The 14541-nt window shown below is 62.9% G+C and carries 11 protein-coding genes and 1 pseudogene; 6 read left to right on the top strand and 6 right to left on the bottom strand.

Annotated elements, in window-relative coordinates; translation table 11 throughout:
- Positions 1 to 176: 176 nt before the first annotated feature.
- The gene (locus ACQEVJ_RS11685; protein WP_433100055.1) at positions 177 to 1352 is read left to right on the top strand and encodes a sensor histidine kinase; all 1176 of its coding nucleotides are present in this window, start codon (positions 177 to 179) and stop codon (positions 1350 to 1352) included.
- A complete protein-coding gene (locus ACQEVJ_RS11680; RefSeq protein ID WP_433100053.1) occupies positions 1349 to 2020 on the top strand; it encodes a response regulator in 672 nt (223 codons plus the stop codon). The genes ACQEVJ_RS11685 and ACQEVJ_RS11680 overlap by 4 nt, the downstream gene beginning before the upstream one ends.
- A gap of 270 nt (positions 2021 to 2290) precedes the next feature.
- Here ACQEVJ_RS11680 and ACQEVJ_RS11675 read toward each other — a convergent pair whose 3' ends face one another.
- Positions 2291 to 2791, bottom strand: coding sequence for a DUF4265 domain-containing protein (locus ACQEVJ_RS11675; protein WP_433100051.1), 501 nt, complete (start codon positions 2789 to 2791; stop codon positions 2291 to 2293).
- A 124-nt stretch (positions 2792 to 2915) separates the two neighbouring features.
- On the opposite strand from ACQEVJ_RS11675, the gene ACQEVJ_RS11670 reads away from it, so the two are divergent.
- The 3 genes from ACQEVJ_RS11670 to ACQEVJ_RS11660 all read left to right on the top strand — a co-directional run bounded on the left by ACQEVJ_RS11670 (position 2916) and on the right by ACQEVJ_RS11660 (position 5831).
- A complete protein-coding gene (locus ACQEVJ_RS11670) occupies positions 2916 to 4085 on the top strand; it encodes a helix-turn-helix domain-containing protein (protein WP_433100049.1) in 1170 nt (389 codons plus the stop codon).
- A 449-nt stretch (positions 4086 to 4534) separates the two neighbouring features.
- Positions 4535 to 4822: a hypothetical protein gene (locus ACQEVJ_RS11665; protein WP_433100047.1), complete on the top strand. Its 288-nt coding sequence runs from the start codon at positions 4535 to 4537 to the stop codon at positions 4820 to 4822.
- 676 nt (positions 4823 to 5498) lie between these two features.
- Positions 5499 to 5831, top strand: coding sequence for a hypothetical protein (locus tag ACQEVJ_RS11660; protein ID WP_433100045.1), 333 nt, complete (start codon positions 5499 to 5501; stop codon positions 5829 to 5831).
- Between the two features lie 30 nt (positions 5832 to 5861).
- Here the strand turns inward: ACQEVJ_RS11660 and ACQEVJ_RS11655 are convergent, their stop codons facing one another.
- The 4 genes and pseudogenes from ACQEVJ_RS11655 to ACQEVJ_RS11640 form a co-directional block, all read right to left on the bottom strand.
- Positions 5862 to 6668: a hypothetical protein gene (locus tag ACQEVJ_RS11655; protein WP_433100043.1), complete on the bottom strand. Its 807-nt coding sequence runs from the start codon at positions 6666 to 6668 to the stop codon at positions 5862 to 5864.
- On the bottom strand, positions 6610 to 8055 hold the full coding sequence (locus ACQEVJ_RS11650) for a hypothetical protein (protein WP_433100041.1): 1446 nt from the start codon (positions 8053 to 8055) through the stop codon (positions 6610 to 6612). The genes ACQEVJ_RS11655 and ACQEVJ_RS11650 overlap by 59 nt, the downstream gene beginning before the upstream one ends.
- 474 nt (positions 8056 to 8529) lie before the next feature.
- Positions 8530 to 8787, bottom strand: a pseudogene (locus ACQEVJ_RS11645) (IS701 family transposase); the annotation flags it as partial.
- A gap of 124 nt (positions 8788 to 8911) precedes the next feature.
- The gene (locus ACQEVJ_RS11640) at positions 8912 to 11035 is read right to left on the bottom strand and encodes a zinc-ribbon domain-containing protein (protein ID WP_433100039.1); all 2124 of its coding nucleotides are present in this window, start codon (positions 11033 to 11035) and stop codon (positions 8912 to 8914) included.
- A gap of 383 nt (positions 11036 to 11418) precedes the next feature.
- Here ACQEVJ_RS11640 and ACQEVJ_RS11635 point away from each other — a divergent pair, with 383 nt between their 5' ends.
- Positions 11419 to 12390: a hypothetical protein gene (locus tag ACQEVJ_RS11635; protein WP_433100037.1), complete on the top strand. Its 972-nt coding sequence runs from the start codon at positions 11419 to 11421 to the stop codon at positions 12388 to 12390.
- A gap of 1198 nt (positions 12391 to 13588) precedes the next feature.
- On the opposite strand, the gene ACQEVJ_RS11630 is transcribed toward ACQEVJ_RS11635, so the two are convergent.
- Positions 13589 to 14458 (bottom strand): GntR family transcriptional regulator, encoded by an 870-nt coding sequence (locus ACQEVJ_RS11630; protein WP_433100035.1) that lies wholly within the window; start codon positions 14456 to 14458, stop codon positions 13589 to 13591.
- Positions 14459 to 14541: the final 83 nt, after the last annotated feature.

The following is a 14541-nucleotide window of genomic DNA, read 5'->3' as shown; positions in this document are numbered from 1 at the left end:
GAATTACCGATGTGCCGCGATCTGGCTTCGCGGTTGACCGTGGTTGTCGGCCGCTGATGAGAAAGGTAGGAGTGGAGGGCCCTGTCCCGAATCACTGCGTTGCGGACATTCCGTGTAGCTCACATGAGGGACAAGCGCGGCAACATCGGGGATCGGAGATCGCTAGGCTCTGAGCCATGTCGGGGACCTGGGCCAGCGACCGCTTGCGGAGGTTGCGGGAGGTGTGGCGCGTCTACGACGCCACGGTGTGGGACCGGTGGCTGGCCGTCGTGTCCACCGGGCTGGCGTTCGTGCCGGCGCTGTCGATCATGAGCGTCCAGTTCGGCAACCTGTCAGGACGCCCGGCCGACGCGTTCCAGATCGTCCTGATCCTGGCCCAGACGGTGCCTCTGGCCATGCGTACCCGATGGCCCGCCGCGTGTCTGGCGATCAACGGCACGGCTTTCGTGATCTACGAGACGCTCGGCTACCCGCTGCAGTTCGGCACCGTGACGGTGTACATCGCGCTGTACTCGGTGGGCGCGCACCAGGAGCGGTTCCGGTGCGGCATCGCCGTCGTGGCATCGGCCGCGTACGTCGTGCTGTGCGTGGCCATCGTCCTGCTCGGCTCACCGGTTCTGCAGAGCGATTTCCTGGTGTTCTACCTGCTTTTCGCCGCGTGCTGGCTGGGCGGCGCCTTCGTACGCGGACAGCGGCTCCAGGAGGCCGAGCGACGGCGGCTCGCCACCGAGGCCGCGGCCGCCGCAGAGCGGGCGCGCATCGCGCGGGAGTTGCACGACGTGGTGACCCACCACGTCACCGCCATCGTCGTGCAGGCCGACGCCACGCAGTTCGTGGCCACGTCGCCGGAGCGCGTGGTCACGGCACTGTCCACGATCGGCGGCGCCGGCCGCCGAGCCCTGGCCGAACTGCGGTATCTGCTGGACGTGCTTGAGGCGACCGGAGAGTCGGCCACGCCCGTCGTGGGCAGCGTGCGAGACCTGGTCGAACAGACCCGAAGCGGCGGCCAGCCGATCGAACTGGTGGAGGACGGCGACCAGCCCTCGCTCCCGGTCGGCGTGGGGCTTGCCGTGTACCGGGTGGTGCAGGAGAGCCTGACGAACGCCGTCAAGTACGCCGAAGGCCGCCCCACCACCGTTCGCATCGGCTACCGGAACGACCGCGTGGAGGTCGAGGTGACGAACGCCGCCGCCGCGGTCCCCGTCGGCGCGAGAAGCAGCCTCTCCGGCGGCCGCGGCCTGGCCGGACTGCGCGACCGGATGGGCGCGCTGGGCGGCGAGTTGACCGCAGGCGAGCAACCGGACGGCGGTTTCCGAGTCTCCGCGTCGATCCCCGTAGGCGGTACCAAATGACCATCCGTGTCATGATCTGCGAGGACCAGGAGATCGTCCGTACCGGCTACGTGACGGCGTTCGACGCGCAGCCGGACATGGCGGTGGTCGGCGTGGCCGCCGACGGCCCGGCCGCGGTCGAGGCGGTCACCAGCCTGAAGCCCGACGTGGTGGTCATGGACATCCACATGCCGCTGATGGACGGCATCGAGGTGACGAGGCGCATCGCCGGCCCCGGTGTCGTGGCGCCGCCGAAGGTACTGGTGGTGACCACGTTCAACGTGGACAAGTACGTCTACGAAGCCCTGCGTGCTGGAGCCAGCGGCTTCCTTCTGAAGGACGCCCCTCTACTGGATCTGGTGAACGGCGTCCGCACCGTCGCCCGCGGAGAGTCCCTGCTGTCCCCCACCGTGACCCGTACCCTGATAGGTCGCTTCGCCGACCGCCTCCGCCCGGCCGTCCCCACCCCCGACGAGGATCCGCTGGCCGTCCTGGCTCCCCGCGAACGCGAGGTACTGCGGCTGATCGCCCATGGCCTCTCCAACGCCGAGATAGCCGCGGAACTGGTAATCAGCTTCGAGACCGTCCGAACCTACGTCTCCCGGATCCTCACCAAACTGGACCTACGCGACCGCGTCCAAGCCGTGGTCTTCGCCTACCGCACAGGCTTCGCCGACGACGACCGCTGAAACCGGCGAGTGCCCTGATGGCACGTTAACGGCACGAGCCCCGTTTTCCCTGAGGGAGACGGGGCTCTTTTCGCTGGTGGGCGGTACTGGGTTCGAACCAGTGACCCCTCGCTTGTAAGTCAACCCAGGAAAGGGCGGGACCAGCACCAGTACCTGCCCTGACCTGGGCCTACAGTCCACTGTTGTCCACCGCCGTCCAGGCTCGTCCACGGCGATTGTCACTCAGATAGTCACTCAGTTACCGCCTGGATGAGAGAGCTTGCCCGGCGGCTATGCAGCACGCCACGCATCCCCGATGCATGCCTCCTGATAATCCCACCATCCTGCCTCCACGCCTCGGTTCAACACTGCCTTAGCGGCGCGGACGTCGGCATCAAGAGGCACGCTGAGAGCAACGAGTGGGAATTCGGCGCTGTACGCCTCCGCTCCGATGCCCAACGGGGCGAATACCTCGTGCACCTCCTTGGCCGTCGCCTTTGGCCCTCCGCGGACCGGCAAGACGAGGATCGTGCACCTACCCGACCACTCGACGCGCTCCTTAACCCATCGGACGCCCTCGGCGTCCATGGTGAACCGCACGATGTCGCCCTCGGCAGCGCCATCGACGAAGAACGGAACGTTGTCCACCCGTGCGAGATCCCCGCCGAGCGGGGTCGCCCATACGCCTTCCTGGTCGAACTGCGGCCATCCCTCACGCGGGACGAAGCGATACCAAACTTTCACTCTGCCATCAGCAACCATCGTTGTGTTCTCGGACGAGGAGGAGACCATGCTGACGATCCTGTCGGAGACGCTCCTTCCGGTACAGATCCACCGCAGGCAACCTCGCGCCCGTACCTCCACATAGCGAGGTCGGATAACAGCGGCGCGAGGCAACCGTCTTTAGCATGGATTCATGGCCACGATAGGCGAACGCATCCGCAGCGTCCGGAAGCGGCGGGGCCTGACTCAGCAGGGCCTGGCCGACCTCGCCGGCGTGTCCGCCTCGCTCATCCGGAAGCTTGAGCAGGACGCCAGGAGAGACGTGCGGCTGGAGACGCTGCGCAAAATAGCGGTGGCCCTCAAGGTGCCGACAACCTCGCTGATGGTCCGGCACGACGCGGAACCAGCCGACGAGCAGACTTTCGACCTGTGGGGGCCGGTACGGCGGGCGCTTTACGGCCTCGAAGGTCCGTCCTTAGAGGCGCCGACCCGAGAAGGAGTGGGATCCGCTCTGGAAGCGTCGATGCCGCTGTGGAAGCAGGATCGCTATTCGCAGATCGCGACCATGCTGCCGTCGATGCTTCGGGATGCCGATGCGCTCCTAGAGACGGACCTGTCGGCACGCCACGTACGAGGCAGGCTGCTGCACCTTGTCGGCTGGCTGATGACCCAGACGCGTCAGTTCGACGAGGCCGAGTTCGCGCTGTCGCGAGCCATGGACGACATGAACGATCCCCTCGATGCGGCGGCGACGGTTAGCACCCATTGCTGGCTTCTCCTGCGTCAGGGACGGCTCGACGAAGCCCGTCAGATGGCGATGCGCTGGGCCGACGACGTGGAGCCGCGCATTTCCCGTGCCACATCACACCAGTTGTCCGCCTGGGGCTGGCTGCTGCTTCGCTCCTCCGCCGCCGCCATCCGGGACAACCGGCCAGGTGAGGCGGACGACACAATCCGCCTTGCGCGAACCGCGGCCGTAGCGATGGGACGGGACCTGACGCCGGACGAGGACTTTCTACGCACCTTTGGCCCGATCACCGTGGCGATGAAGCGCGTGGAGAACGCCATGATCGAGGATCGGCCGGACAAGGTCCTCCAGCTCTCGCAGACGATCCCGGTTACGGACCTGCGGCCCACCTCCAACAACCGCAATCGTCATCTGCTCGACGTGGCCGAGGCGCACCGCCGGATGCACCGGCACAGCGAGGCCTTCGACATCTTGCAAGGCGTCCGGCGTGACGCCCCGGAGTGGATGACTAACCAGCGATACGCCCGAGACATCCTCAAGGGAATTATCGGCAAGCGGCGTACGCTCACCAGCGAAATGCGCGACCTAGCGGACTTTGTGCGGCTTGATTACTGAGTTGTAACACCGCTCGTGTCACTTACGTTTGTGGGCATCGGGAAGTGACACGAAGTCGCACTTCCAGGCCATTGTTGCCGCTCATAGCGTTGCAGCATGCATCCGGCCATGACGGGATTACATCCCATAGACACAAGAAGAAAAACGCTCACAACGCCATCGCTAGCCGCTGAGCGATTGAGTGATGAATTGGCGGCTCTCGGCATACGGACTGATGTCCACGAGGGATATGGGCTCGCCCTGGTTTCTGTGTGGGTCGAACTAGTTGTCTGGACGGATGGCCGGTGCTACCGCTGGTGGTCGGGACGTAAGTCCGCCCGCACCCAGCGGTGGGTCTATGCGTTCGGTCCAGTCGAGGACCCGGTCACCACCGCTCGCCGAATCGCCGTCCGATACAGGGATCTCCGCCAGCACCATCCGCTGTCCGCCCTTCTAACAGGCGCTTCATCATGAGCATCTCCAACGAGTGCCTGAGTCCGCACGTAGCCATGCGTCAACGTGGGCACATGGAGTTGATTTGGCACGCCCCGTTCTGCGGTGTTAGCCACGTCCGTGTCCTGGCCTGGACCTGTGACTGCCGGGCGACCATCTACGAGTTGTGCCAGGCCGGTGGCCAAGCCTTCATCCGCAGCACTCTCCAGTCCGAGCCTGATCATGAGATCAAGGAGACCTACCGCTGGCGGCTCCGCGAAGCGCGCGACGTGTGGGCTGCCCTGCTTTCTGGCGAGGCGCGGTAGGGCCAGTTTGGACGTGCGTAAATGCCCTGGGGAAGCGAACCCGGACCTTCTGTTTGCGAGGGGAGGCCGAGAGCCTCGTTCGCGACGAGTGAAGTCGCTCGCACGGTAGATCCAGACTGGTGAGGTGTGACCGCGTGAGCCCGCTGTGCTGTACAGCAGCAACGTCTGATGGCCCGCCCTCATAATCCGGTGCCAAGTGGACCCGGACCGCAGGGCCGTCAGGCTCGAGGACCGGAAGCCGCGCGGCAGATATTCGAGCACCCGCTTTAGGAGAGCGGTGACCCTTCAGGGCCTCCATAGCCGTCACCTCGGGGTCCAGGGTCGCGAGCTGTCGGTCGCCCCTTGACCATTTCGCGTATATACCGCGCTCCGCTACCCGTGCTCGTGAAGGATCTCCATAGCCTCTAACACATCGCCGCCCATTCGGTGGGGTAGTTCGGGCGGATCTCGGCGACCATGCGCACTGCACGCTCGCGAAGCTCTACCGGGTAGGGGGACGGACGTGCCATGACTCGATCCTCTCAGAGAATCGAGCCTCCATCAGACCCGGAGCGCTTCAGCAAGCCGGTCAGGCCATAGACGTACATCGCCGAATTCCTTACTGTCGGGCCGGTACGCCCAACCGACTCACCAGGAGACTTCGATGTTGAGGCGTTTACTTCTAGCTGTCGTCCTGATGGCGCCGCTGGTCGCGGTGGCGCCATCAGCCACGACAGCCGACCCCGCACCGACCGTCCTCGAACAACTGCGCCAACGGGTCCAGGATCGGGCCGCGCCGCGGTTCGACGGGACCGTCCCGCTGCCCGACCCGACGCCGCAGCAGGCACCGGCGGCCCGCTCCGCTGCCGCATCCGCGGACGGTTGCCAGCCAGCCGGCTCCGCCTACCTGCTCTGTGACCGGCCCGGCACCGGGCGACCCGACCTCACACGGCTGCGCACCAGCGGCCGGGCCACGCTGGCGGCCGACCCGATCCCGCCGCCCGACTGGTGCTACGAATTGAAAATTTAAGTCGCTGGCATACCACGTGAAAGCCCAAAATTAGTGGGACTTGTTCCAAACTTCATGATACTGCTGTAGTTCTTCCTCCGTCACTTCAGGGTCGCCCTGCACAGCGACCATCGTGGTGTCCCAGTCTCGATAACCGTCACTCCTAGGTGTGAGCAGTACGCCGATCGATGTCAGTTCGGGCAGATTTTCTCGCAGCCCTCGTTCATGGTGGCGTAACAGAAGCCACGATCTAAAAGCCTCTCGTGTCGTCTCGGTGAGAGTGGAGCAGACGCCGAAACCGAGCTGATCACGATTTTGGCCCGATAGGAAGGTACGGAACCGCCATAAGACGGAGCCGGGTTCCGATTGGCGCACCTGCTGTAGACCGTCGAGGAGCAAGCGTCCAAGTTCGCTGCGGTGGCCGATAGGCAAACTGTCGAGGGAAGCAAGGAATCTCTGGCGATCCTCCAGACACTCAGGCTCCATGTACGAAGTCGCAATGTCTTCGAGCATGAGTCGCACCATGCCGTGAGCCTCGTCGTCATCGCTACCCGCTGGTGCCGCTGGGAGCAGAGGCACAGACCGAGGCTCCCCCCGGCCTTCGATCGTTGGATCGATGGGACCTGGGCTTGCCGCGGCGTCGGCTGCAGCCATTCCGTAGTAACGCTGCGGCTCCTCGCCAAGGTACGCGGTCGGGGTACCGACGCGGTGCAGATAATTGACCACTGCGTACGTAGAGCGGAGTTGGTCGAACAGAAACTCCCAGTCTCGCCGCACCAAGACCACCGTCGGGATGCAACTACTGGTTGCCGGTATCTCGAAGTTGGCTGGCGGGTCCGGGTGCTCGATGATGACCACGCCACACCAACGTCGAACGGCCATCAATACGAACGTGCCGCCCTCGCCCGTTCAACATCTTCGTCGACTCAGCTGCCAACCGACGCGCGGTGCCGTTCACTTGCTTGACGGCGGCACCGATTTGTTTCGCAATCCATGACGCCTCACGGTCGGCAGTGGCTGGTTTAGCCTCTCGGGTTTTGACCTGGACGATGAGTCCTGCATCGCCAACCACGATCAACCCATCGCTGATCTCCCGTACTCCTGATCCCTTTCGTTCAACACTCGGGAGCATCACGAAATCCGGAAGTCCCCATGTGGCGGCCGCGTCTTGCACGGCAGCTTCTGCTGCAAGGCCGGGGCGATCATGATTACGTAGCGGCGTGGCGTGAGGAACCACCCGTTCGAAGACTCCGCCGGGCGTTGAGACGATAAGCGTGAGCTCGTCGGCCGCTGGCACCACCCCAAGCCCTACATCCGAGCCTGCGATACCCGCAAGTTCGTTCTCGGACCAGCGGTGCACCGAGCGGGTAGCGTCTCTCCATGTCACTCCCTGCGTGTCGTGACCTATCAGGACACGCCTTGAGCCGGGCACCTGAGCGGAGAGCCAGGCAAAAGAAGCGGCGATTCGGAGGACGACTTCGATCACGGCGCCCAAGCGGCGATCGAACGTGTCATCGACCCCTGCGGGGATGAATCCAGTGACGAAGGCCAGATCCACATAGGTTCCTGCTCTCGCCGCCACGGGAAGACCCACGCTGTAGTTCCGAAGCTGGAACTCAGCCACCACTCGCTCGTCGCTGAGTTCGCCGGCCTCGGCGACTTCGAGGCGCTCCAACTCCAGAGGCGGCTCGATACAGACGCGTGGCTCCACTGGAGTCGCCCAAGCGCCGATCTCCGCTTCTGCCTCTAGAGCGTGATCCCAGACGAGGAGATCGCGAAGCCCACTCCGAAGGTCATCGACTTGCTGATTCTCCGAATTCCCCTGAAAAGGCTGGCAGTCACGGACCATATCGAAATGCAGCTGCAAGACACCGTCTAGGCAGGATTCCTCCAGAAGGGCCTCGAAACCATGCAGAGAGTCTGCGAGAGGGAAGAACCGGGGACGATCAGGGCGTCTAGGCTGCTTACGGACACTGAACATCTCGACCGTCTCGATGACGAGGGAGTCGAGGCAGGCCCAGAGTTCCTCTACACACTTCCTGAACTGCTCTGTTAGCTCTCGCCGCGTTACTGGATCCCAATCGATCTGGGCAAGGATGCGTCCAGAACCATCACCGTCGGTGGTGACGATGTTGTCGATACGTTCAGCATCGAGCAGCGCCCGCCACAACGAAGCCATGCACGACTTCGCGCGATGTGCAGCTTGAAGGTGTTCGAATGCTCGAGGATAGAACCGGCTGATCACTCTCCAACGCTAGGCCGTACCTGGCTTCCGGCGCATCCACTCAGCAGCGACCCCCCGCGCTGCCCCCACCGCTTGCAAGATCCTTGTACATGTCCCGCAGCTGATGAGGCCGGCCACCACGGCATCCGGTGGCAAGCCGAACCGGAGCGCAGGGCCGCCAAGGCCCGAGCACCGGAAGCGGCGCGGCAGCCTGACTGTCCGCTTTTCAGGGCGGAACAATCACCCTGCTCCCTCTCTGGAGACCGTGCCAGAGGGTGGTGGATGGCTGCCGCCGGATGCCCTTGGTGGCCGACGTTGCTGTCACCACTGCTGTCATCGCGCGCCGCCGCCCTCGCCACTTGGTAGCAAGCGGGCTAGTACTCCGCAGTGACACATTGAGATCGCGGTCGGGATCTGCGCTGGTAGTGGCATCGACGGGCGGTGATTTGATGGCGGCTTCGCCAGTGTGACCAGTGCAAGATCTCCTCAATCCGGTGGTGTCGGGTGAGGGCGGCCACCAAGCGGCGGATCTCGGGCATGGTCAAGGGGAGATGCTCTTCGTCGCTGTCGAGCTGGGATGCGGCCAGGGCCGCGAGGAAGGCCAGCGCGAGCATCGCCAGGGTGACGTGGCGATAGCAGCCGTCCCAGCTGCGGACCTGGTAGTAGTCCAGCCCGACCTGGCCCTTGGCGGCCAGGAGAAGGACTCCTCCACGTCCAGCGGATGCCGGCGATGTGCACCAAGGCGTGCAGTGGGTATGCAAATCACCCGAACCGAGAGCGCGGGGTCGGCCTCACGGTTCTGGGGACACCATGGGCCCGGACTCGTCGATAATGCGCGGGATCCCAGGCACACCGATGGCCCTTCCAGCCGGAGGTATTACTCGCTCAACTGTTGCCGTCTCAAGTAGTCGTGCACGTAGTCAATCCACAACTGCCCTGACACTCGGCCACGAGCTCCCAGCGATCGGCCGGTTTCCTGCGCCCATTCTCTGACAAATTTTTCCTGTAGGAGGAGATCTCGCCCAAGCAGTTGCAGGTGACCTGCTCGGTGAAGCCAGTAGGAGGCAGTTATCTGGTCCGGCACTCGCCCACTACTCCCGATTTCTATTTCCCGGCTGCGAGCCCATTCACGAGCGGCGGAGGTGTCGGCTCGAGAAATGACGGCTCGCGGCTGCCGCTTAATCTTATCCTGCAGGCAGCCGCAGCTGCGGGTGTTTCCCGACGTTACCTGCGATTGGACGGCAGTGGTTGTCCGGCCGCATTGGCAGCGGTAGTCACGAATAATTCGATCAGGCCGTGAGGGGTTACGATAGGGATCGCTCGTGGGGACCAGCAAGCTGTCCCGATGCGGTTCAGTGGACTTGAGCCTACGAGGCCGAGGTGTGGCCTTCTCCCGCATAGGCCTTGCCGGGCGGAGTTCTCCCCACGTCGCAATGATGTAGGCATCCGCCTTATCCTGCCGCTGTGCTCGTCCACCGGCAAGGTAATCGCCGAGACCCGGGATAGTTCCAGGAAACCGGGCTTCGAGAGCGGAAGCCGCAGTGCATGCCTGCTCATAGGGAGTGGACTGCTCAGGTACCGAGACGCTCAAGGCGTGAGGTGCCTCTAGCGGTTGTAGCTCACCTACGCGGACATGGACAACTAGGTCCAAGATTCCAGCCTGGACCAAGGCCTGGCTCTTCTCGATCTCGCGTGCTTGGCGGTCGCGGAGTTTTAAGGAGTGGTGATAGGAGCCGTCGTATTCAACCCCGATCCTCATGCCGCTATGCTTGAGATGGAAAACGGCGTCGATCTCTACCGCCTTGTAGCGCCAGTGTGCTGGCTTGAACCGCAGGGGAATCTGGATCTGGTGAGAGGCGAAGTCAGGCAGACCCTCGGGCAGGCGCGGATCCGGCGGCACAGGCGGCACAAGCTCTATGAGGCCCGAGAGTTCGGCGACGAGGCGCACCTGCTCTTTGGATATCCCCGATCTTGAACATTTCGGACAGTTTCCGCCCTGGACCCGATTTAGGATGGTTGCGCTCCATTGATGACCATGCCGACACCGCCAAGGCAGGGTGGCGTAAACATCGTCGCCTTCCCTTTTGGCCAGGTCGCTGCGAGAGGCACTGTGCTTGCTGGTCGGCAGCTTATTCGGATCCAGGTTGGAATCGTCGAGTTGATCGGCGATCTCTTCGAACCATGCCGCAAGCGAGTTCGTGTCATCGATCACATACCCCGCACAAACTCGACAGCCATCTCCTTGCAGTGCTCGTTCTTTGATCACTGCTTCGTAATGGTGCTCGATTTTGTACCACCGTCCCGTCAGGGGTTCGACGGCCCAAGTACGACACACCCACGGCACCTTGTCATGGGAGGCGTATGTGATTTCTTGTGCAGGAACCGACCCGCAGTACTGTTCTGCCAGTGTTGGGATGTCTGCGACTTTTATTAACTGCTGGCAGGCCGGGCAGCGCGTGCCGGCTTGGACCCGGTCCTTAGGCCATGCAGGCCACGCTGGGTGTCCCAACCTGAGGGGGCAGCGCCACAGATATGGGCTGGTTCCTCGCTTCTGGGTACTTGCCAAAACAGTGTCAGGACGGCCCGGGTTGCCGGGGTGCCACTGCGCGGCGACCTCTGGTATGTCCGCCACAGTGGTCTCGCCGCGACCTCCCGTCCTCTTCGTCCATCGTTCCTTGACCGTGGCTTTGTGCAGGTCCCAGAAAGCATTCACTTCTACCTGACGGGCGCGTGCCGCCTTCAGTTCCGCCATGACCTGTGTGCGCCGTGCACGGCTGATCCCATTCCAGAAGCTACGCATATCCTGAAGCATCCGCAGTCGATCTGCCTGCGTCCCCTGCCCTGGATCCAGCGACTCTGGCTCTTGCGCCCAGTCGGCGGATATGACAGCCCCGGTACGCGATCTTGGCGCCCGACCCGCCTCCAAGTGGTGCTTAGCCACGTTGTCTGTCACTTCCATACGGGCGCGGATCGCCCTCTTGCGGGCACTGTTCTCAGTCATATATGTGCTCCCCACGGCGAGCCCCACGCACTGCGCCGAATAGGCACTAGTGGATGGCGCGGATCGGCGATCCTTGGCCATTAGTGCTGAGACTGCGTGGGAGTCGATCCAGCTGGAGCGGGCAGGCGACGGCTGCCTGTCGCGGATTCTAGCGTCAGGATCCAGGGGTTTCGCAGCATAGTTCGAAGATTGGCAAGGTTTGTCGGGGTAGGGACGGCTTACCTTGTCTACCGCCCTTGCGTCAGACAACTCGTCCCGGTACCTGGAGGTCAAGAGAGGCTTCCCAGCTCAAGGACACCGGTCCGCAGATACACCGCCGCCCCAACGCCCGATGTTGAGATGGGGCGGTTGCACGCAGGAACACCTGCCTGCAGGATCAAGACATGCTAGCCAACCTGCTCCCCGGGATCCGGGAGATAAGAGCCCCGTTAGCTGCGGGGTACTTGTGGCTATCACTGATTTGGCTTACTTGGGCTAGGAACTTGCCTCTAAAAGCGGATGCCACAGGTTTGCTAGCCGATCTTTACACGCTTGCAGGCGCCGTGGGGCTACCAGCTGTAAGCGTAGCCGTTAGTTTCGCTGCCTACCTGATCGGTGTCCTTTCAGTGTCGCGCTCCATGTGGTTCGCCTTCATCATGCCGCTTCCCCCACGCTATGCACGGCCGCGGTCATCGAGCTCGCTGCGCGACCTGCTTTTCGATCTGAGTATCGGGAGCCCAAGCCGCTTCAAGTATCGCCGACGTGGGGTGCAGATTTGGTCAAAACTTTCGACTAGGCACATCACCGATGCAAAACCATACTTGGCTGTAAGTGCCTGGCACCGGATCATTATGCTTCTCGCAATGAAAGGCATACTGCCCCTCGAAAGATGGACGTACCTGACACATCCCAGGTTGGCCAATCGGCAGGACGCCATTCCGGTGACTAAGGAGGTTTTAGACAGGCTGGACTTAATGATCGGAGTCATCCACCGAGAGATGGCTCTCACGCCTGCACGACTCCTGGGCACAGAAACTGAGGTCTACAACGCCTATGATCGAGCTAAGGCTGAGGCGGAATTTCGCATTGGTGTCACCGCACCCCTTCTTGGTCTGGCGATCGGTACCGGCTGGACTGTGAATTTGCTCGCCGGATTGGTGATGCTGGGCGCTTCAGCACTACTTTTCGCGTCAGGCATTCGCCGTCTGGACGAGGCCGACCATCTCCTTTTGGAAGCCCTGCGAGCGCGTGGAGGTCGACTAGGAAAGGGTGCGCTAACGTTCTTGAAAGAATACGGTGGACAGCTCCGCGAAGAGCTTCAACAGCCTATCCGGCCTGTCTCTAACCTCGGGAGAGGGGAAGACGTCGGAGAATAGTTACTTCTCAAATGAGGATTCCGCCCCGTGTCGGAACGGGCGATTTCAAAGGAGGTGGAAGGGTGAGCCCTAGACCTCGCGGCGAGGCCGACCGGCGACCACACGAGGGCGCATGGACCGTCCTACACTCAGGGGCTCAACGAGCCCACCTGGCATGGGCGAAGTCAGCTCCCTAAATCATAAATGACACCGAGGCGAGCAAAGTTTCATGCAAGGGTTTGAGCTGCATGGATGTTACGCAGCCCAAATCCTTGGCGATTTCCTTTACATCCCGAAGCTACTGAGTCTTCCTCCTCCGATTCTTGGAGTGGCCCGGAACCTTCCAGCCACCCTTCTTGGCCACATGGAATGCGGCGGGGCCGGAGACTGGCGTCAGGATCATCAGGATTTCAGTAGCCGCCATCTTAAGGCAAGCGAGAGCGAATGCTAGGAGTGCAAGAATTGCTGTAGCGATAAGAGCACTGCTGTGAGGGTGTACAGTCATAGGGAGTCTCCCTGCGGGTTGATTCGAACGCTGCCCCGGCCCCTGTGAGACTTTGCTGGAATCCTGAGGTCCGGTGGCAGCAACTATGGAAGACTGTAGCGAAGACTCTCGCCTCGCCAAACTTTTCATTGTAAGCACGGATACATCAAACTGTACAGGTACTTAATTCAGTGCGAACAAAGTAGTCCCAGGTCACAGCTGTAGGGCTTCCGATATTTCCCCTGCATAGGGCGGGTATGCAGGCGCGTGATCTAGAACCAAATGGCATCGCAGGATCAGCGGTGGTCACTGGTCATCTCCTCGTCGGGCGGGCGCAGCGATGCCGGGCCGGACGCCTGGGGGCAAGCCGTCGTTCGCGTGCATATAACTCCCGGTGACCTTCTGTGCCTGCTGGTTGTCCTGCCCGCACTCAACGGCTTGACCTTGGGCGGCCGGTCTGGCATCCCTTCGGAGTGACCGGCGAGGAGATGACCGCCCTCACCTGCACCGCCCAGTCCATCTCGGAGGAGGGCCAAGGGTGCAGGGGGCGGAGCCCTCTGCGGCTCTTCCTTTGGGAGCGGCTTGGCGAGTGACCGGGAGCGCGTGGGCGGCGCCGGCCGGGACCGGCCGGAGAGCCGCATGCCCGGCCGGCTGGCCGCCCGGCGCGCGAGCGGGCCGCCGCAGGCGGGCCGCCTTGAACCAGTAAAGAAACTCTGAACCACCAAAAGGCAGGGTCTAGATCACGAGGTCGATGCCGTTGTCGCTGAGCTCCTGTGGCGTGAGGTCGGCGTCGGGGTCGTCGGCAAGCTCCGTGTGATAGCCGATCTCGTAGCGGTTGGCGGGGGCCTTGACCTCGGTGACCTCGATCGGACGGCCGTTGGCGTGGGACATCGTGCGCCGGATAATCAGCAACGCCTCGGCATAGTCCAGCCCCAGCAGGGCTCGCTCGTCCTCGTACGCAATGCGGGCCGTCGTCAGGGTCATCCACCTGACCGGGCCGTGCTCGCTAATGAGCGACTGGTAGAAGAAGCCAGGACGCTCGCGGAACTGGTGGTACCGCTTGGGGTCGTCCCAGTCGGTGACCATGTCGGCGTTCGTGTAGGAGTTGATTTCCAGCCGGGCTGACGCGCCATGAATGCGGGCTGTGTGGCCGCGGTGCCACATGCTGCGGCGATGGATCACCGGGTGTCCGGGCCGGACGCCGAGCATGATGGCGACGTCTCGGTTCGCGCTGATTTTCTCGTCGGTGAACAGCGGGGCCTCGGGCTCGACGTCCTTCATGGCCAGGTCCCAGCCGAACTCCTGAACGTCGGGATGGTTGCCGGGAGCGGCCAGGTCCGGCCGGTTCCGGTCCGTGATGATGATGACGCGCCGCTCGGGCATAGGACGCACGAACGAGCCTCGTCCGCGCATTACGTAGGCCAGACCCTCGGAGACCAGGGTGTCGATCGCCTTGCGGACCGTAGGGCGGGAGACCTCGTACTTCCTGACCAGATCCGGTTCGCTCGGCAGTGCACCACCAGGCGGGTAACGGCCATCGAGGATGGCGGCGCGTAGATCGGTGGCGATGACGCGCCAGCGCGGGTCCTTCTCCTCAGTCTCCATACGATCCCTCCCACTTCTCCCAACACAACTTGTACTACAGGTTGACGAGCACCAGCAACGCACGTCAACATGTACTACAGGTA

Source organism: Microbispora sp. CA-102843, from assembly GCF_050936215.1.
Classification (GTDB): Bacteria; Actinomycetota; Actinomycetes; order Streptosporangiales; family Streptosporangiaceae; genus Microbispora.
This window is presented reverse-complemented; position numbering and strand designations above follow the sequence as displayed.